This window comes from Streptomyces cynarae (assembly GCF_025642135.1).
Classification (GTDB): domain Bacteria; phylum Actinomycetota; class Actinomycetes; order Streptomycetales; family Streptomycetaceae; genus Streptomyces; species Streptomyces cynarae.
The window spans coordinates 2,800,674-2,819,908 of sequence record NZ_CP106793.1 but is presented as its reverse complement, the minus strand read 5'-3'; the positions used below and the strand labels follow the sequence as shown (position 1 = coordinate 2,819,908).

Annotated in this window: 16 protein-coding genes; 11 read left to right on the top strand and 5 right to left on the bottom strand. The window is 70.0% G+C overall.

All coding sequences use genetic code 11. The annotated features are described in order from the left end of the window. Positions 1 to 32 precede the first annotated feature (32 nt). Positions 33 to 1,250: an alpha/beta hydrolase family protein gene (locus tag N8I84_RS13205; protein WP_263229714.1), complete on the bottom strand. Its 1,218-nt coding sequence runs from the start codon at positions 1,248 to 1,250 to the stop codon at positions 33 to 35. Positions 1,251 to 1,508: 258 nt separating this feature from the next. Continuing rightward, the gene (locus N8I84_RS13200) at positions 1,509 to 2,150 is read right to left on the bottom strand and encodes a TetR family transcriptional regulator (RefSeq protein ID WP_263229713.1); all 642 of its coding nucleotides are present in this window, start codon (positions 2,148 to 2,150) and stop codon (positions 1,509 to 1,511) included. A 112-nt stretch (positions 2,151 to 2,262) separates the two neighbouring features. Between N8I84_RS13200 and N8I84_RS13195 the strand changes: the two genes are divergently transcribed. Beyond that, the gene (locus N8I84_RS13195; protein ID WP_263229712.1) at positions 2,263 to 3,879 is read left to right on the top strand and encodes an MFS transporter; all 1,617 of its coding nucleotides are present in this window, start codon (positions 2,263 to 2,265) and stop codon (positions 3,877 to 3,879) included. A gap of 193 nt (positions 3,880 to 4,072) precedes the next feature. After that, positions 4,073 to 4,372: a small hydrophobic protein gene (locus N8I84_RS13190; protein ID WP_263229711.1), complete on the top strand. Its 300-nt coding sequence runs from the start codon at positions 4,073 to 4,075 to the stop codon at positions 4,370 to 4,372. 49 nt (positions 4,373 to 4,421) lie between these two features. On the opposite strand, the gene N8I84_RS13185 is transcribed toward N8I84_RS13190, so the two are convergent. Further along, on the bottom strand, positions 4,422 to 5,165 hold the full coding sequence (locus tag N8I84_RS13185) for a potassium channel family protein (RefSeq protein ID WP_263229710.1): 744 nt from the start codon (positions 5,163 to 5,165) through the stop codon (positions 4,422 to 4,424). 113 nt (positions 5,166 to 5,278) lie between these two features. After that, positions 5,279 to 8,026 (bottom strand): pyruvate dehydrogenase (acetyl-transferring), homodimeric type, encoded by a 2,748-nt coding sequence (gene aceE / locus N8I84_RS13180; RefSeq protein ID WP_263229709.1) that lies wholly within the window; start codon positions 8,024 to 8,026, stop codon positions 5,279 to 5,281. Positions 8,027 to 8,452: 426 nt separating this feature from the next. Between aceE and N8I84_RS13175 the strand changes: the two genes are divergently transcribed. The 6 genes from N8I84_RS13175 to N8I84_RS13150 all read left to right on the top strand — a co-directional run bounded on the left by N8I84_RS13175 (position 8,453) and on the right by N8I84_RS13150 (position 13,532). After that, entirely contained in the window at positions 8,453 to 8,890 is a 438-nt protein-coding gene (locus N8I84_RS13175) for a DUF3052 domain-containing protein (RefSeq protein WP_200417185.1), read from the top strand. Between the two features lie 236 nt (positions 8,891 to 9,126). Continuing rightward, positions 9,127 to 9,585 carry a peroxiredoxin gene (locus N8I84_RS13170; RefSeq protein ID WP_263229708.1) on the top strand — a complete coding sequence of 153 codons (459 nt, stop codon included), beginning with the start codon at positions 9,127 to 9,129 and terminating at the stop codon, positions 9,583 to 9,585. Positions 9,586 to 9,740: 155 nt separating this feature from the next. Beyond that, the gene (locus N8I84_RS13165; protein WP_200417183.1) at positions 9,741 to 10,316 is read left to right on the top strand and encodes a TerD family protein; all 576 of its coding nucleotides are present in this window, start codon (positions 9,741 to 9,743) and stop codon (positions 10,314 to 10,316) included. Between the two features lie 474 nt (positions 10,317 to 10,790). After that, positions 10,791 to 11,366, top strand: a complete 576-nt coding sequence (locus N8I84_RS13160; RefSeq protein ID WP_263229707.1) for a TerD family protein — start codon at positions 10,791 to 10,793, stop codon at positions 11,364 to 11,366. Between the two features lie 176 nt (positions 11,367 to 11,542). Beyond that, positions 11,543 to 12,691 carry a DUF475 domain-containing protein gene (locus N8I84_RS13155; RefSeq protein WP_200417181.1) on the top strand — a complete coding sequence of 383 codons (1,149 nt, stop codon included), beginning with the start codon at positions 11,543 to 11,545 and terminating at the stop codon, positions 12,689 to 12,691. Positions 12,692 to 12,800: 109 nt separating this feature from the next. Then, positions 12,801 to 13,532, top strand: coding sequence for a TerD family protein (locus N8I84_RS13150; RefSeq protein ID WP_263229706.1), 732 nt, complete (start codon positions 12,801 to 12,803; stop codon positions 13,530 to 13,532). 103 nt (positions 13,533 to 13,635) lie between these two features. Here N8I84_RS13150 and N8I84_RS13145 read toward each other — a convergent pair whose 3' ends face one another. After that, complete coding sequence (locus tag N8I84_RS13145) at positions 13,636 to 14,556, bottom strand: TerD family protein (protein ID WP_263229705.1); 921 nt, start codon at positions 14,554 to 14,556, stop codon at positions 13,636 to 13,638. Between the two features lie 189 nt (positions 14,557 to 14,745). Here N8I84_RS13145 and N8I84_RS13140 point away from each other — a divergent pair, with 189 nt between their 5' ends. The 3 genes from N8I84_RS13140 to N8I84_RS13130 are packed head-to-tail and all read left to right on the top strand — an operon-like array spanning position 14,746 to position 19,219. Next, positions 14,746 to 15,912, top strand: a complete 1,167-nt coding sequence (locus N8I84_RS13140; protein WP_263229704.1) for an HpcH/HpaI aldolase/citrate lyase family protein — start codon at positions 14,746 to 14,748, stop codon at positions 15,910 to 15,912. A 17-nt stretch (positions 15,913 to 15,929) separates the two neighbouring features. Next, complete coding sequence (locus N8I84_RS13135) at positions 15,930 to 18,410, top strand: phosphoribosyltransferase (protein WP_263229702.1); 2,481 nt, start codon at positions 15,930 to 15,932, stop codon at positions 18,408 to 18,410. Continuing rightward, on the top strand, positions 18,407 to 19,219 hold the full coding sequence (locus tag N8I84_RS13130) for an HAD family hydrolase (protein ID WP_263229701.1): 813 nt from the start codon (positions 18,407 to 18,409) through the stop codon (positions 19,217 to 19,219). Before N8I84_RS13135 ends, N8I84_RS13130 begins: the two co-directional genes overlap by 4 nt. Positions 19,220 to 19,235: the final 16 nt, after the last annotated feature.

The window sequence follows — 19,235 nt, the reverse complement described above, 5'->3', positions numbered from 1 at the left end:
CGCTCCCCGAGCAGACCGCAATTCCTGGTCTTCTACGCGCGTCCGACCGGCGTCGTGCCGGGCAGATCCGCCCGGCACGCGTCATCGTCGTGTGCGCAGTGCACCGCGTCGTACGCCCCGACGCCGATCTCGGCGAAGTTGCGCAGGCTCTCGGTGCCCGGCGCGAAGTAGCCGGCGTGCCCCTGCGCCCCCTGTGCGGACAGCACCCTCGCGCCGAAGCCGCGGGAGACCGGGTCGGCGCCGTGGCCGAGGCCCCCGACCTCCAGGTACGGCACGTCCTGGATCCAGTCGTCGGCGTCCCGCATGGCCCACACCCGGGCCGTGGTGTGCAGCCCGGTGGCCGACTCGGTGCGCATGCCGGGGCTGCCCGCCACCGTTATGTCGGACACCCGTGCGGGCAGCGTGCGCGCGGCGATCCCGCACAGCACCGAGCCGTAGCTGTGGCAGTACAGCTGGACGGGCGAGCGGCCGGGCAGGGCGCGCAGCAAGGCGTTCAGCCGGACGGCGCCCACCTCGGCGCGCATCGCGGTCGCCGCCTCCATGCCGAGGCCGCTGGGCGAGGTGTAGTCGGCCCATGCGATCACGGCCGTACGGGTCCCGGGGCTCGCCGCACGCTCCGCCGCGTACAGCGACTGGGCCATGCCGACCGGGGCCGAGTACGGGCGGACGGTGCGCTGGAAGGTGAGCAGGTCGGTGTCGACGCCGGGCACGACGACCGAGACCCGCCGGGCGGAGTCCAGGTCGCCGAAGACCTCCGCGATGCGGCCCGAACCGTCCGGGTCGAAGGCGAGGATCTGCCGGTCCTGCTGCATCAGCGCCTCGAAGCGGTGCATGAGGCGGCCCGCCTCCTGCTGGCCCACCGACGACAGCCGGTCGTCGTGCATCCGGGCGCGCTCGACCCTCCGCTGCTGGTCGAGGGCGATGCGGTTGGCCTCGTAACGCAGGCCCACCGGCGCCCCGTTCATGTTGCCGACCGCGAGCGGGTAACGGTGGGCGAGCCGGGCACGCTGGTGGGCGCTGAGCGAGGAGAAGAAGCGGGCGAGGTGGGCCGGGGAGTCACCGGGGTCCGGCAGCCTGTGCCCGGTGATCGTGCCGTGCTCCCACGCAGAACGCGACGCCTCGAGGGGCGTCGCGCCACGGTGGCTGCGCACGGCGGTCCAGCCGGTCGTCGCGAGCATCACGAAGACCACGGCCAGCGCGAGCAGTGCGCGCCAGACGTTGAGTTGCGGGGAGGTGTCGAAGGAAGTCACTGGGAGGACACACTAGGAGAACGAGAGGGTCTCGCGTTAACCGAGTGACGCGTCTCACGTTTCTCATATGCCAATTAGGGCAAAACGGGTAGGCCTTGCGTTCGATCGTCACGCTAAGTCGATGAGGCGCACGTCACTTGGCACACGCTGTCACCGAGAGGTCACCCGCCCGGCCGCTGCTGCCTCGGGGCGCGCCCGGAATTCACTTGACGCCTGCGGGGCCGACACACAATCAGTTCCTGCGGTATGCGTACGTCGTCACTCCGTGCGCCACTTGTCCGCCAACGCGGGGCGGAGGGCGTCGAGATACGAGGCCGTCAGCTCGCGGATCGCGTCCACGCTGGTGTCGCCTCCCGCGCACCACAGGCGTTCCGTGACCCGGATCACCCCGCCGAACACGGCCACCGCGACACGCGGCCGCGGGTCCGTGTCCACGTCGAGTCCCTCACGGTCGGCGATGATCCGGGCGATCTCCTCCTCCAGCTCCGCCGAGCGGCGCAGATGGGTGGCGAACAGGGAGGGTGTCGACTCGATCAACCGGTAGGTGCGCATGTGGAGTTCCACCGGGACGATCCGCTCGATGGCCTCGCCGATGCCGTCCCAGCCCTCCAGCACCGCCTGCCGCAGCGCCTCCAGCGGGGCCTCGTCGAGCGGCCGTCCGCGCAGGAGGTCGACGAAGTGCTCCTCCGCGACGGACTGGGCGAAGAAGACGACGTCCTCCTTGCCGGCGAAGTACCGGAAGAAGGTGCGCTGCGAGACGTCCACGGCCTCGGCGATGTCGTCGACGGTCGTCTCCTCGTACCCCCGGGTGGTGAACAGCTCCAGGGCGGCACGCAACAGAGCGTCCCGGGTGCGCTGCTTCTTGCGCTCACGCAGACCCGGCCGCGACGCCGTTTCCATCAGTCCTCATTCCGTTCATCAGTCCCGTTCACACTATCCGGGAGTGGCGTGACAGCTACCGACTTGTGAACTGGTTTGTCAATTGTCAGTGGCTGTCACTAGCCTCGAACGCATGACTAGTCAGACCGTCGACACGACAGGGCCGGGGGACAAGGCGCCGGCAGCCCCGTCGGACCCCGCGCCGGACAGGGGGCTGCGCGGGCACCCGTGGTTCACCCTGATCACCGTTGCCGTGGGGGTCATGATGGTGGCCCTGGACGGCACCATCGTGGCCATCGCCAACCCGGCCATCCAGAAGGACCTGGGCGCCAGCTTCGCCGATGTCCAGTGGATCACCAACGGCTACTTCCTCGCCCTCGCGGTGTCCCTGATCACCGCCGGCAAGCTCGGCGACCGCTTCGGCCACCGGCAGACCTTCCTCATCGGCGTGACCGGCTTCGCCGCCGCGTCGGGCGCGATCGGCCTGTCGCACAGCATCGCCGCGGTCGTCACCTTCCGCGTCTTCCAGGGCCTGTTCGGCGCGCTGCTGATGCCGGCCGCGCTCGGCCTGCTGCGGGCCACCTTCCCGGCCGAGAAGCTGAACATGGCGATCGGCATCTGGGGCATGGTCATCGGCGCCTCCACCGCCGGCGGCCCGATCCTCGGCGGCGTCCTCGTCGAGCACGTCAACTGGCAGTCGGTGTTCTTCATCAACGTTCCGGTCGGCGCCCTCGCCCTGGTCCTGGGCCTGCTGATCCTGACCGACCACCGCGCCGAGAACGCGCCGCGCTCCTTCGACGTCCTCGGCATCGCGCTGCTGTCCGGCGCCATGTTCTGCCTGGTCTGGGCACTGATCAAGGCCCCGACGTGGGGCTGGGGCGACGCGAAGACCTGGCTGTTCATCGGAGCGTCCGTGCTGGGCTTCGCCCTCTTCTCCGTCTGGGAGACGAAGGTGAAGGAGCCGCTGATCCCGCTGTCGCTGTTCCGCTCGGTGCCGCTGTCCGCGGGTGTCGTCCTGATGGTCCTGATGGCGATCGCCTTCATGGGCGGCCTGTTCTTCGTCACCTTCTACCTGCAGAACGTCCACGGGATGAGCCCGATCGACGCCGGCCTGCACCTCCTGCCGCTGACCGGCATGATGATCGTCGGCTCCCCGCTCGCGGGCGCGCTGATCACCAAGCTGGGCCCGCGCATCCCGCTCGCCGGCGGCATGGCCGCCACCACCGTCGCCATGTACGGCATGTCCACGCTCGATGCGGGCACGGGGAGCGCCGTCATGTCGCTGTGGTTCGCCCTCCTGGGCCTCGGTCTGGCGCCCGTGATGGTCGGTGCCACCGAGGTCATCGTCGGCAACGCGGCCATGGAGCTGTCCGGTGTGGCCGGCGGTCTCCAGCAGGCCGCCATGCAGATCGGCGGCAGCCTCGGTACGGCGGTGCTGGGCGCCGTGATGGCCTCCAAGGTGGACCACGACCTGCCCGGCAACTGGAAGGACGCGGGGCTCCCGCCGCTCAGCCAGGCCCAGCTGGACCAGGCCTCCGAGGCGGTGCAGGTCGGTGTCGCCCCGGTGCCGAAGGGGACGCCGGAGGCGTTCGCCGCGAAGATCACCTCCGTCGCGCACGACACGTTCATCTCCGGGATGAGCCTCGCCTCCCTCGTCGCGGCCGGGGTCGCGGCCGTGGCCGTACTGGTCGCGCTGCTCACCAGGCGCGGGGAGAACGCGGAGGCGGGTGCGGGCGCCGCGCACATCTGACGCCGCCGGAGGGCAAGTTCGCTCATCAGGGTGAAGGCGCTCAAGATCCCTCCCGCCGGGCGCGTGCCGCGGGTCACAGTGGGTCACGTCCTGCGGTGCGCTGCTGGAGGGGGGCAGCGCATCGGCAGGACTGAAACGCGCAACGGGGGTACCCGCACATCAGCCCGAACCGACGGCTGAGTTCAGGGAGTTGATGATGGCGGGCTTCGGACACGGCACGCGCAGGTACCCCCGCTCACGGAGCCGGATGTGGTCCCGGAGCGGGCCGGATCGCGCGACGCTCGGGATCGTCGGAGTCATCTGTGCGATCGCGGGCTTCTTCGCCCTCGGCATCATCCTGGGCCCGGTCGCGGTCGTCTGCGGCTGGCTGGCCATGGGCCGCACCTGGACGGGAAACCGTTCGGTGCCGGCCCTGGTGGCCGTGGTCCTGGGAGCGATCGACACGCTCCTGGCGATCGTGTGGCTGGCGGGCGGGACACCGGGGTTGGCGTAGCGCAGCTGCGGGCAGCCGTGACCTCCCCCGGCACCGGGTGCGTTCCGGGCTAACCCCGCTGCCCCTCCCGCTCCCGCGCCAGCGAGGCGACCTCCGCGCGAAGCGCCCGCACCTCCTCCGTCAGCGCCTCGATCGCCGCGGTCTGACGCCGTTCCTCGACGTCGTCCTTCTCGAACCGGGCGATGAACCACGCGGCGATGTTCGCGGTCACCACACCCAGCAGGGCTATGCCCGACAGCATCAGCCCGACGGCGATCATCCGCCCCAGCCCGGTGGTCGGCGCGTGATCCCCGTACCCGACGGTCGTCATCGTCGTGAACGACCACCACACCGCGTCGCCCAGCGTCCTGATGTTCCCGCGCGGCGACTCCCGCTCCACCGACAGCACGGCCAGCGACCCGAACATCAGCAGCCCGATCACCGCTCCGCCGACATACGTCGTCAGCCGGATCTGCGAGGCCATCCGCGCCCGCCGCCCCACGAGTATCAGCGTGGCCACCATCCGCAGCAGTCTGAGCGGCTGCAGCATCGGCAGGATCACCGCGCACAGGTCCAGCCAGTGGGTCCGTACGAACTCACGCCGCTGCCCGGACAGCGCCAGCCGCACCAGGTAGTCGGCGGCGAACGCCGCCCACACCGCCCACTCCGCCACCGCGCAGGCGGTCGCCACTGCCCGGCTCGCCCCGCTGTCCACGATCGGCACCGCGTACGCGACGCCGAACAGGACCGCCAGCGCCAGCAGGGGGCGCTGGGTGTGGTACTCCCAACGGGCCTGCGCCGACTGCTCGTTCATGCCCGCATCGTAAAGAACGTAAAGACATATGACGACGAAGGGCGGCGGGACCCGGGCCCCGCCGCCCTTCGACCGTCACCGCCGCTGCCGCTCAAGCCGAGCGCGGCGTGACATCACGCGTCGCCACCCGCCGCGCCCGGGTCCGCCGCCGTCACATCCAGCAACTGGTACCGGTCGATGGCCTGCTTCAGCACCGAGCGGTCGACCTTCCCCTCCTTCGCCAGCTCCGCGAGCACCGCCACGACGACGGACTGCGCGTCGATGTGGAAGAAGCGGCGCGCCGCACCGCGCGTGTCGGCGAAGCCGAAGCCGTCCGCGCCCAGCGACTGGTACGTCCCCGGCACCCAGCGCGCGATCTGGTCCGGCACCGACCGCATCCAGTCGGACACCGCCACGAACGGCCCCTCCGCAGCGCTGAGCTTCCGCGTCACGTACGGGACGCGCTGCTCCTCCTCCGGGTGCAGCAGGTTGTGCTCCTCGCACGCCACCGCCTCGCGCCGCAGCTCGTTCCAGGAGGTCGCCGACCAGACGTCGGCCTTCACGTCCCACTCCTCGGCGAGGAGCTTCTGCGCCTCGATCGCCCAGGGCAGAGCGACGCCCGAGGCCATGATCTGCGCCGGGACGCTGCCCGCCGTGCCCTCGCTGAAGCGGTGGATGCCCTTGAGGATGCCCTCGACGTCCACGTTCGCCGGCTCGGCCGGGTGCTGGATCGGCTCGTTGTAGACGGTGAGGTAGTAGAAGACGTCCTCGCCGTGCGGGTGCTCGGGCGAGGAGCCGTACATCCGGCGCAGACCGTCCTGGACGATGTAGGCGATCTCGAAGGCGAACGCCGGGTCGTAGGCCACGCACGCCGGGTTGGTGGAGGCGAGCAGCTGCGAGTGGCCGTCCGCGTGCTGCAGGCCCTCACCGGTCAGCGTCGTACGTCCGGCGGTCGCGCCGAGGACGAAACCGCGCGCCAGCTGGTCGGCCATCTGCCAGAACTGGTCGCCGGTGCGCTGGAAACCGAACATCGAGTAGAAGACGTACACCGGGATGAGCGGCTCGCCGTGCGTGGCGTACGCCGAACCCGCCGCGATCAGCGACGCCGTGCAGCCCGCCTCGGAGATGCCGTCGTGCAGCATCTGGCCGGTCGGCGACTCCTTGTAGGCGAGCAGCAGGTCCCGGTCCACGGCCTCGTACTGCTGACCGAGCGGGTTGTAGATCTTCGCGCTCGGGAAGAACGAGTCCATGCCGAAGGTGCGGTACTCGTCGGGCGCGATCAGCACGAACCGCCTGCCGAGCTCCTTGTCCCGCATGAGGTCCTTCAGCAGTCGTACGAACGCCATGGTCGTGGCGATGGACTGCTGACCGGAGCCCTTCTTCACAGTCGCGTACGTCTTGTCGTCCGGCAGCGCCAGCGGTTTCGACCGCACGACGCGCGTCGGGACGTACCCGCCGCACGCCTTGCGCATGTCGTGCATGTACTGGATCTCCTCCGAGTCCCGGCCCGGGTGGTAGTACGGCGGCGCGCCGGACTCCAGCTCCTTGTCGGAGATCGGCAGGTGCAGGCGGTCCCGGAAGTGCTTGAGGTCGGTGACCGTCAGCTTCTTCATCTGGTGGGTGGCGTTGCGGCCCTCGAAGTTCGGTCCCAGCGTCCAGCCCTTGATCGTCTTGGCAAGGATCACCGTCGGCTGGCCCTTGTGGGCCTTCGCCGCGGAGAACGCGGCGTAGATCTTGCGGTGGTCGTGACCGCCGCGGCCCAGGTGCAGGATCTGGTCGTCGGTCATGTTCTCGACCATCGCGCGCAGCCGCAGGTCGTCGCCGAAGAAGTGCTCGCGGATGTACGCGCCGGACTCGGTGGCGTACGTCTGGAACTGGCCGTCGGGCGTCGTGTTCATCTTGTTGACCAGCACGCCGTCCCGGTCCTGGGCCAGCAGCGGGTCCCAGGAGCGGTCCCAGATGAGCTTGATCACGTTCCAGCCGGCGCCACGGAAGACCGACTCCAGCTCCTGGATGATCTTGCCGTTGCCCCGCACCGGGCCGTCCAGGCGCTGCAGGTTGCAGTTGACGACGAAGGTCAGGTTGTCGAGGCCCTCGCGGGCGGCGATGCTCAGCTGTCCGAGCGACTCGGGCTCGTCCATCTCGCCGTCGCCCAGGAACGCCCACACGTGCGACTTGGAGGTGTCGGCGATGCCGCGCGCCTCCATGTAGCGGTTCATCCGCGCCTGGTAGATCGCGCCGATCGGGCCGAGGCCCATGGAGACCGTCGGGAACTCCCAGAAGTCCGGCATCGAGCGCGGGTGCGGGTAGCTGGAGAGGCCGTACGGGGACTTGGACTTCTCCTGGCGGAAGCCGTCCAGGTGCTGCTCGGTGAGCCGGTCCAGGAGGTACGCGCGGGCGTAGATGCCCGGGGAGGCGTGCCCCTGGAAGAAGACCTGGTCGCCGCCGTCGCCCTCGTCCTTGCCGCGGAAGAAGTGGTTGAAGCCCACGTCGTACAGCGAGGCGGAGGAGGCGAAGGTGGCGATGTGGCCGCCGACCCCGATGCCCGGGCGCTGGGCGCGAGAGACCATGACGGCGGCGTTCCACCGGGTGGCGTTGAGGATCTTGCGCTCGATCTCCTCGTTGCCGGGGAAGAACGGCTCGTCCTTGGTCGCGATGGTGTTGACGTAGTCCGTGCTGCGCATCTCGGGCACGGCCACGCGCCGCTCACGGGCCCGCTCGATCAGACGGAGCATCAGGTAGCGGGCCCGCTCGCGGCCGCGCTGGTCCACGGCGGCGTCGAGCGAGTCGAGCCACTCCTGGGTTTCCTCGGGATCGAAGTCAGGAACCTGACTCGGAAGGCCGCCAATGATGATCGGATTGCGATCGGATCCGGAAGCCACGCTGTTCCTTACCTGTCAGAGGGCCACTTTTTCCTGTGCCTGCACCGGTCCCCATCGTGTACCTCGGGGAAGCGAAACGTCATCTCTACCGCGAGGTAACCACGGCGGCGGACCGGATGTTCAGGGGCGGGCCCGATCAAAACGCAACGATACGCCCAGGCCGTGACGCGCCCCGCAAAGTCATTCGGGACTCGTACCCGCGGATGATTCCGGAATGCGCAAACCGGGCAGAACGGTGTGGTGTAGGTCACCTCGCGGCGCGATACGGTGCCTGGAGTTGCGGCGACACGGCCGGGATCGTCACCGTTTCGGCGGTCTGAACCGCCGGGTACTTGCGCGATCCGCCCCGCCCGTGTGGACTACGGCCAATGCTTCGCGTACGCGCGTGGCTGAGATACTCACCAACACATGATCAGGAGGCAACCCGTGAGCGCGACCGCGGACCACGCGGAGGAGCGGACGAACCCTGCCGTGAGGCTGGGGTTCCAGCCCGAGCAGGTGGTCCAGGAGATCGGCTACGACGACGATGTCGACCAGGAGCTTCGCGAGGCCATCGAGGAAGTTGTCGGCAGCGAGCTCGTGGACGAGGACTACGACGACGTTGCCGATGCCGTGGTGCTGTGGTTCCGCGACGAGGACGGCGACCTGACGGATGCGCTGGTGGACGCCACCACGTACGTCGAAGAAGGCGGCTCGATCCTGCTCCTCACGCCGAAGACCGGCCGAACGGGCTATGTGGAGCCCAGCGACATCTCGGAGGCCGCGACGACGGCGGGTCTGTCGGCGTCCAAGAGCGTCAGTGTGGGCAAGGACTGGAGCGGCTCGCGTCTGGTGACGCCGAAGGCCGCGAAGTCCAAGCGGTGACGCTCCGCCGGGGTGCCGTGCGCTGAGCGGTGCCCCCGTCTGGGTGGCCGCAGCTGGGGGCTGCGCCCCCAGACCCCCATCGGCCCAAGCGGCCTCGTCCTCAATCTCCCCCAAGCTCTTCGAGCAGGGGGCACCCCCAGGACGGGCTGGTTTCGCCCAGCCCGTCCGTGAGCGTGCCCCGGTCGCTGCGTAGGGTGGTCCTGCCTCAACCGTCCCGTCGAAAGGGAAGCAGGACCATGGCGATCCAGGTCGGCGACAAGGCCCCCGACTTCGAGCTCAAGGACAATCACGGCAGGGCCGTGAAGCTCTCCGACTTCCGCGGTCAGAAGAATGTCGTGCTGCTCTTCTACCCGTTCGCCTTCACCGGGGTGTGCACCGGCGAGCTGTGCGCGCTGCGCGACAACCTGCCGAGGTTCGTCAACGACGACACCCAGCTGCTCGCCGTCTCCAACGACTCCATCCACACCCTGCGCGTCTTCGCCGAGCAGGAGGGCCTGGAGTACCCGCTGCTGTCCGACTTCTGGCCGCACGGCAACATTTCGCGCGCCTACGGCGTCTTCGACGAGGACAAGGGTTGCGCGGTGCGCGGGACCTTCATCATCGACAAGGAGGGCGTCGTGCGGTGGACCGTCGTCAACGGCCTGCCGGACGCGCGTGACCTGAACGAGTACGTGAAGGCGCTCGACACCCTGTGATCCCGTGTCGAAGGGTCCGCCCGAGGGGCGCGCCCCTTCGGCTTACTTCGGTTCCAAGGCCTGTGGGGTGTGGGAACCCGTCACTAGGATCGACTCGTTGATCCGGTACATCGCACGACGGGGCTCCCCGCCCCTGGACACCATTGGAGGGACTCGTGGGAGTCAGCCTCAGCAAGGGCGGCAACGTATCGCTGACCAAGGAGGCCCCCGGCCTGACCGCGGTCCTCGTGGGACTCGGCTGGGACGTCCGCACCACCACCGGCACCGACTTCGACCTGGACGCCAGCGCTCTGCTGCTGAACTCGTCGGGCAAGGTGGCCAGCGACCAGCACTTCGTGTTCTTCAACAACCTCAAGAGCCCAGACGGCTCCGTCGAGCACACGGGTGACAACCTCACGGGTGAGGGCGAGGGCGACGACGAGGTGATCAAGGTCAACCTCGCCGGAGTGCCGGCCGACGTCGACAAGATCGTCTTCCCGGTCTCGATCTACGACGCCGAGAACCGACAGCAGTCCTTCGGCCAGGTGCGCAACGCCTTCATCCGCGTGGTGAACCAGGCCAACCAGCAGGAGATCGCGCGGTACGACCTGAGCGAGGACGCGTCCACGGAGACCGCCATGGTGTTCGGCGAGCTGTACCGCCATGGCACCGAGTGGAAGTTCCGTGCCATCGGCCAGGGCTACGCCTCGGGCCTGCGGGGCATCGCCCAGGACTTCGGCGTCAACGTCTGAGCCGAGCGCACCAGCCCACGGACTCCTCCGCACCGTCCGGCGCGGACGGTGCGGGGAGCCGTCAGCTGGGCGGAGGGCCGGGTGCGCCTCGGGGAACGTCGGCGTGCCCCCGGCCTCGACGACTCCGCCCGCGCGGCACCAAGCCTCCGGCCGCCGAGGTTTCCACTTCGGCCACCGGGGGAGAAACCAGGACCACCGGGGCCCCCGACCAGCCGGGGAAGAAGCCCCCATCGCCGGGATCGACCCCATCGCCGGGGCCGACCCCCCAAGTGGGGCCGACCCATCAGTGGGTCCGAGCCCAAGCAACGGGGTGAAGCCCTGGCACCGGGGCCGAGCCCTGGCACCGGGGCCGGCCTCAACGCCGGGGCACCACCCCGGACACCGGGGGAGGAACCCCCGCGACCGGGGGACCAGCCCCCGGCCACCGGGGGTTTTCGCCCCCGGGGCAACCACGTACCGGGGAGGATCAGGATCATGGGCGTCACGCTCGCCAAGGGAGGCAACGTCTCCCTGTCCAAGGCCGCGCCGAATCTCACGCAGGTGATGATCGGGCTCGGCTGGGACGCGCGCTCCACCACCGGGGCCCCCTTCGACCTCGATGCCAGCGCACTGCTGTGCAGCGGCGGTCGGGTTCTCGGTGACGAGTGGTTCGTCTTCTACAACCAGCTCAAGAGCCCCGACGGCTCCGTCGAACACACCGGCGACAACCTCACCGGTGAGGGTGAGGGCGACGACGAGAGCATCCTGGTGGACCTCTCCAAGGTCCCGCCCCAGTGTGACAAGATCGTCTTCCCGGTCTCCATCCACCTCGCCGACGAGCGCGGTCAGACGTTCGGCCAGGTCAGCAACGCCTTCATCCGTGTCGTCAACCAGGCCGACGGCCAGGAGCTCGCCCGCTACGACCTCAGCGAGGACGCCTCCTCCGAAACGGCCATGATCTTCGGCGAGGTCTACCGCCACAGCGGCGAATGGAAGTTCCGCGCCGTGGGTCAGGGGTACGCGTCCGGCCTGCGCGGCATCGCTCTCGACTTCGGAGTGAACGTTTCGTAAAGGGGCTCTCCGCTTGGTGCGCCTCCAGGCCTTTGCCCTCCCGGACCTGCGATGTTCCGGTCCGGCTTGACCACATGTCCCGTCTGGACCGGGACCCCTCTAGACTCTGTGGTCAATGTTGGGTAAAGCCGGGTACGGCGACGGGTAGCCCCGTACACATACGGATTGGGTAGCCAGTGCTTCTGAAAACCTTCGGCTGGTCGTTCGTGGTCACCGCGGTCGGCTTGGCCCTGGCGGTCCTCTATGGGGGGTGGACCGCCTTCGGCATCGTGGCGATCCTCTCCATCCTCGAGATCTCGCTGTCCTTCGACAACGCGGTGGTCAACGCCGGAATCCTGAAGAAGATGAACGCCTTCTGGCAGAAGATCTTCCTCACGGTCGGCGTGCTGATCGCGGTCTTCGGCATGCGACTGGTCTTCCCCGTCGTCATCGTCGCCGTCACCGCGAAGAAGAACCCCATAGACGCCGTCAACCTCGCGCTGACGGACAAGGACCAGTACCAGCAGCTCGTCACCGACGCCCACCCGGCGATCGCGGCGTTCGGCGGTATGTTCCTGCTGATGATCTTCCTCGACTTCATCTTCGAGGACCGGGACATCCAGTGGCTGCGCTGGATCGAGCGTCCGCTCGCCAAGCTCGGCAAGGTCGACATGCTGTCGGTCTGCATCTCGCTGATCGTCCTGCTGATCGCCTCCATGACCTTCGCGGCCCACGCCCACCAGCACGGCGGCGCGCACGTCGACAAGGCGCAGACGGTGCTCATCTCGGGTATCGCCGGTCTGATCACCTACATGATCGTCGGCGGTCTCTCCGGTTACTTCGAGGACAAGCTCGAGGAAGAGGAGGAGCGCGAGCACGAGGAGGAGGAAGAGGCCGCCCGCAGCGGCAAGCCGCGCTCGGCGGTGCTCCTGGCCGGCCAGGCCGCGTTCTTCATGTTCCTCTACCTGGAGGTCCTGGACGCGTCCTTCTCCTTCGACGGCGTGATCGGCGCGTTCGCCATCACCAACGACATCGTCCTGATGGCGCTCGGCCTCGGCATCGGCGCGATGTACGTGCGGTCGCTGACGGTCTACCTGGTCCGCCAGGGCACCCTCGACGACTACGTCTACCTGGAGCACGGCGCCCACTACGCGATCGGCGCGCTCGCCGTGATCCTCCTCGTCACCATCCAGTACGAGATCAACGAGGTGGTCACCGGCCTCGTCGGTGTCGTCCTGATCGCAGCGTCCTTCTGGTCCTCCGTGCGCCGCAACCGAGCGCTCGCCGCGGCCGAGGGAAAAGCGACGGCCTCGGACGAGAAGACTGAGGTCTCGTCCGGGGTGTGATGGGACGCGGGGTGAGGAACGCTCTGTGCGGGGCGGTCGCGAGGAGGCGTCCTCGGCGGCCGCCCCGCGGCTGTGGAACCGGTGGGACGTGTAGGTGCAGGGGGCGGGCATGGGTTTCTGGGACGGTGTGTGGCGCGCGCGGGCGACGGATTTCGACTCGGGCAGCGCGGCGACCAACGCGATCGAACTGACCAAGCGGCACCACCGGGTCTCGCTCACCAAGCAGGGCGCGGCGAGCGGCAACCTGCGCATCAACCTGTCGTGGCGCATGCGGACGTCCGACATAGGCGGCCCCGAGCGCGGCAGCCTGCTCCGCAACCCGCTGCGGTTCTTCACCCCCGAGGTCGTGCAGGCGCACACCCAGAGCATGGTCAACGTCGACCTCGACCTGGGGTGCCTGTACGAGCTGAGCGACGGCACGAAGGGCGTGGTGCAGCCGCTGGGCAGCTTCTACGGGGAGCTCAACGACCCGCCGTACATCAAGCTGAGCGGCGACGACCGGTTCGGCTCCGGATCCGGTGAGACGATCTTCGTCAACCTCGACCACCGGGACGACTTCAAGCGGCTGCTGATCTTCGTCTACATCTACGACCAGACGCCGGCGTTCGACCGTACCCACGCCCACGTCACGCTCTACCCGAGCAGCGGCCCCCGCATCGAGATCGGCCTCGACGAACGCCACCCCCAGGCCCGCTCCTGCGCGGTCGTCCTCATCGAGAACGTCAAGGGCGAGCTCATCGTCCGCCGAGAGGTGAGGTTCGTCTACGGCTTCCAGGCGGAGCTGGACCGCCTGTACGGCTGGGGCCTGCAGTGGGGCCGCGGCTACAAGACCAAGGCGTAGCCGCCCCGGCTGCGGGCATTCGCGCCTCCTCCAGAGCCCTGACGGCGTGGGGGCCCCGGTTGCGGGCCGACCCCCGGCAACCGAAGCCACCGGGTGCGTGCGTCTACCCCTGGCGCCCGATGAACTGCGGCCCCTGCGGCGGCAGCTTGAAGTCGGGGTCCGGCACCGGCACAGCCGTCTGCGGATACCCGTACGCGGGCACCGGCGCAGTCTGCGGATACCCGTACGCCGGCTGCGGATACCCGTACGCGGGCTGCGCCGACGCAGTCGCAGGCGCAGCCACAGCCGCAGTGCCCGCCTCCGCCGGATACCCGTACGCCGCAGGCGCCCCCACCGGCCGCTCCGGCGGCAACGGCACCGACCCCTCCGACGCGGAAACCGGCACCTCGGGCGCGGAAACGGGCACCTCGGGCGCGGAAACCGGCGCCTCCGCCGTGGGACCCGACGCCGCCGCCGTGGGACCCGACGCCGCCGCCTCCTCCGACTCGTCCACCGAGATGCCGAAGTCGTTCGCGAGGCCCTTCAGCCCGTTGGTGTATCCCTCACCCAGCGCCCGGAACTTCCAGTTCTCCCCTCGCCGGTACAGCTCCCCGCAGATCAGCGCCGTCTCCGCGCCCGTCTCCGGCTTCACGTCGAAGTACGCCAGCGGCTCCCCCTCGGAGACCTCCGCGTCGTACAGCAGGATCCGCAGCCCTCGCACCCGGTCGAACGTGACGTCGTCCGCCGAGGCGACCAGCAGGATCCGCCCCACCCCCGGCTCGACGCCCGCCAGGTCCGTCTGGATGGTGTCGGTCAGCCCGTCCGTCTCCCGTTTCTTCCCGAGCAGCCGGACCTTCCCGGACGGATGCCGGGGCTGGTTGTAGAAGACGAAGTCCTCGTCGGACCGCACACGACCGTCGGAACCCAGCAGCAGCGCCGAGGCGTCGACCTCGGGCACGCCCTGCCCCGGCGCCCAGCGCAGCACCGCCCGTACCGCCGTGGCCTCGAGCAGTACGTTCGACCCCTTCAGCATCGCGTGCGTCATGCCCGTCATCCTGCCCTCTCCGTCCTGGTCACGACAACGCGGGGGCCATCCGTCCGCATGTTCTCCGCACGGTCGTCGACATGGCCGAGTTACCTGAACTTCATGCCTGAGGGGAACCCATGACACGGAGTTGTACGTACTATTACCGGCCACGTCTTTCCGGGCAGTCCTGCATCACGGGGGAGTCATATGCGTCATTTCGGGCACGTCGCCCCTGAGGAGCGGAAGCGTCTCTTCTATCGCGAGCCGGCCGTCTTCACCGCCGACTCGCCGGCCCCCGTTCTCGCGGCGGCCCTCGGCGCCACCCTCTACAGTCCGGCTACCCGCCCGCACCTGGCCGACGACGTGGTCAAGCAGGCGGCCCGCGGTGTCGTCTCCATGGTGCTGTGCCTGGAGGACTCCATCGACGACGCGGACGTCGTGCCCGCGGAGGAGAACCTGGTCCGGCAGTTCACCGACCTCGCATCGGGCGGGGACGCAGAACTGCCGCTCCTCTTCGTCCGCGTCCGAGCCCCGGAGCAGATCCCGGACCTGGTCGCCCGGCTCGGCCCGGCCGTCCGGCTGCTGTCCGGCTTCGTGCTGCCCAAGTTCACCGAGGAACGCGGCGTCCCCTTCCTGGAGGCGCTCACCGCGGCCGAGACGGCGAGCGGGCGGCGCCTGTTCGCCATGCCCGTCCTGGAGTCGCCCGACCTGCTCTACCTGGAGTCGCGCCGGGAGACCCTGGACGGCATCTTCCGCACGGTCGACAAGTGGCGCGACCGCGTCCTCGCGCTGCGCCTCGGCGTCACCGACTTCTGCTCCTCGTACGGCCTGCGCCGGGCCCCCGACATGACCGCCTACGACGTCCAGATCGTCGCCTCCGTGATCGCCGACGTCGTCAACGTCCTCGGCCGCGCCGACGGCACCGGGTTCACGGTGACCGGGCCCGTCTGGGAGTACTTCCGGGTCCAGGAGCGCATGTTCAAACCGCAGTTGCGCCGCAGCCCCTTCCTCGAGGGCCACGTCGAGGAACTGCGCGAGACGCTGATCGAGCACGACATGGACGGGCTGCTGCGCGAGATCTCCCTCGACCGCGCCAACGGCCTGCTCGGCAAGACCTGCATCCACCCCTCGCACGTGATGCCCGTGCACGCGCTGTCGGTCGTCAGCCACGAGGAGTACAGCGACGCCCAGGACATCCTGCGGCCCGAGCGACTCGGCGGCGGCGTCCTGCGCTCGGCCTACACCAACAAGATGAACGAGGTGAAGCCGCACCGCGCCTGGGCCGAGCGCACCCTGCGGCGCGCCGAGGTCTTCGGCGTCGCCAACGAGAACGTCGGCTTCGTCGAGCTGCTGGCAGCCGGGCTGCCGCAGTGACCGCCGTGAAGGAATCGATGAAGAACGTGGTCTGGTCCGGGACCTGGGTCGCCGAGCGGCTCGGGGTCGAACTCGTCGGCGACGAGCGGTTGACGCAAATGCTGGGGCTCGCGCTGCGCCGCAACCCCAAGCGGGCCCACCTGCTCGTCTCCAACGTGCTGGGCAAACACGTCCCGCAGTTGCCGTCAGTCGTCCACGACCACGGGGTGGCGCTCGGCCGGCGGGTGCGGGACCTGCTGGGGGAGGAGGAAGCGGGCCGAGCGGTCGTCCTCGGATACGCGGAGACGGCCACCGGACTCGGCCACTCCGTCGCGGACGGCCTCGGCCCGGTGCCCTGTCTGCACTCCACCCGCCGCCCCGTCGAGGGTGTCGCCCGCGCCGGCGGTTTCGAGGAGTCCCACTCCCACGCCACCTCGCACCTGCTGCTCCCGGAAGACCCGGCGCTGCTGGCGGGCGACGGCCCGCTCGTCCTGGTCGACGACGAGTTCTCCACCGGCAACACCGTCATGAACACGATCCGCGACCTGCACGAGCGGTACCCGCGCGAGCGGTACGTCGTCGTCGCCCTGGTCGACCTGCGCTCGCCCGCCGATCTGGGCCGGCTCAAGGACTTCGCCCAGCAGATCGGCGCCCGGGTGGACCTGGTGGCCGCGGCCTCGGGCACGGTGAAGCTGCCCGAGGGCGTCCTGGAGAAGGGGCAGGAGCTGGTCGCCCGGCACGAGACGTCCGTGCGCCCAGAAGAGGCCCACGGGACGATCACCCGCATCGACCTCGGCTGGCCCCACGGGCTGCCGGACGGCGGACGGCACGGTTTCACCCCCGAGCACCGCTCCCGCCTCGAGCGCGCACTGCCCTCGATGGCGGCGCGGCTCGCCCGGGCACTGCCCGCGGGCGCCCGCCGCGTCCTCGTACTCGGCTTCGAGGAGCTGATGTACGCGCCGCTCAGGCTCGCCCGCGAGCTGGAGGAGACGGTGCCCGCCGAGGTCCGCTACTCCACCACCACCCGTTCGCCCGTCCTCGCGGTCGACGACCCCGGCTACGCGATACGCACCCGCATCGTGTTCCCCGCGCACGACGACCCGGCCGACGGCCCCGGCGAGCGGTACGCGTACAACGTCGCGGGCGCCGGCTTCGACGCCGTCGTCGCGGTCGTGGACTCGGCGGCCGACACCCCCCGACTGCACGCCCCCGGCGGGCTCCTGGACCGGCTCGCCGCGCACACCCCGCACGTCCTGCTCGCGGTGGTCCCCGCCTACGTCCCCGCGCCGCCCCCGCCCGTCGCCGCCTCGTCAGAAAGTTCCGCCATGCTGCCCGAGCCCCTCCGCGGCCCCGCCTTCTCCTCGTACGCGCCCGACGAGGTCGGCTGGCTGCTCCAGGACCTCTCGGACGTCACCCTCGAGGCGCCGACCGAGGAGCGCGAGGAGGCCATCCAGCGCGGCGGCGCGCACTACGCGGAGTCGCTGCCGGTGGAGTACCAGCCGAGCGAGCAGTACCAGGAGCTGTTCCACGCGGCGCTCGATGCCTCGGCCGCCCGTCTGGCGCAGGCCGTCGGCGTGGTCACCGAGACGATCCTCGCCGAGCTCCCCCACTCTCGACTTCGCTCGAGTGGGGGGACCCCCATGCCACGGCCCGTCCTGGTCTCCCTGGCCCGCGCCGGCACCCCCGTCGGGGTCCTCATGCGCCGCTGGGCCCGGCACCGGCACGGCCTCGACCTGCCGCACTACGCGGTGTCCATCGTGCGCGGCCGCGGCATCGACGCCAACGCCCTGCGCTACCTCGCCGACCGGTACGACCCCGGCGACGTCGTCTTCGTCGACGGCTGGACCGGAAAGGGCGCCATCGCCCGTGAACTCGCCGAGGCCATCAGGGAGTTCGAGAAGTCCGACGGCATCACCGGCTTCGACCCGGAGATCGCGGTGCTCGCCGACCCGGGCTCGTGCGTACGGACGTACGGCACCCGGGAGGACTTCCTCATCCCCTCCGCCTGCCTCAACTCCACGGTCTCCGGCCTGATCTCGCGCACGGTGCTGCGCACCGACCTGATCGGCCCGCACGACTACCACGGCGCCAAGTTCTACCGCGAGCTGGCGGGAGCCGATGTCTCGGTGGCCTTCCTCGACGCCGTCTCGGCCCGCTTCACCGAGGTCGAGGAGGCGGTCGATCTCCAGGCCAAGGAACTGCTGGCCGGTGACCGTACGCCGACCTGGGAGGGCTGGGCGGCCGTGGAGCGCATCAGCGAGGAGTACGGCATCCACGACGTGAACCTGGTCAAGCCGGGCGTCGGCGAGACCACGCGCGTGCTGCTGCGCCGGGTGCCGTGGAAGATCCTGGCGCGCGCCGGGGCCGGCGCCGACCTCGACCATGTGCGCCTGCTGGCCGCCCAGCGGGGCGTGCCGGTGGAGGAGGTCGAGGGGCTGCCGTACACCTGCGTGGGGCTGATCCACCCCCGGTACACGCGGGGTGCGACGGGCGCCGACGGCAAGGCGGTGGCCGGATGAGCCCCGTACTGGTCGCCAGCGACCTCGACCGCACCCTGATCTACTCCTCCGCGGCGCTCGCACTGACCATGCCGGACGCGCGGGCGCCCCGGCTGCTGTGCGTGGAGGTCCACGAGAGCAGGCCGCTGTCGTACATGACCGAGACCGCGGCCGGGCTGCTCACCGACCTCGGCGACCGGGCGGTGTTCGTACCGACCACCACCCGCACCCGCAAGCAGTACCAGCGCATCAACCTGCCTGGCCCCACCCCGGCGTACGCGATCTGCGCGAACGGCGGCCATCTGCTCGTCGACGGCGTCACGGACCACGACTGGCACGCCGCGGTGCTGGCCCGGCTGGCGGACGAGTGCGCGCCGCTGGCCGAGGTGCGCGAGCATCTGACGGCCACCGCCGACCCCGCCTGGGTGCGCAAGCACCGGGTCGCGGAGGACCTGTTCGCCTACCTCGTCGTCGAGCGGGAGCTGCTGCCCGAGGAGTGGGTGAAGGAACTGGCCGTCTGGGCGGAGAACCGTGGCTGGACGGTGTCGCTGCAGGGCCGCAAGATCTACGCCGTGCCGGGGCCGCTCACCAAGAGCGCGGGCGTGCGCGAGGTCGCCCGCCGCACCGGCGCGACGCTCACGCTGGCTGCCGGGGACTCGCTGCTCGACGCCGACCTGCTGCTCGCCGCGGACCGCGGCTGGCGCCCGGGCCACGGCGAACTGGCCGACTCCGGCTGGACGGCCCCCGGGATCGGTGCGTTGCCGGAGCGGGGCGTGGTGGCCGGGGAGCGGATCCTGCGGGAGTTCCTGAAGGCGACCAGGGAGGCATGACCGGTCCCGGCACGGG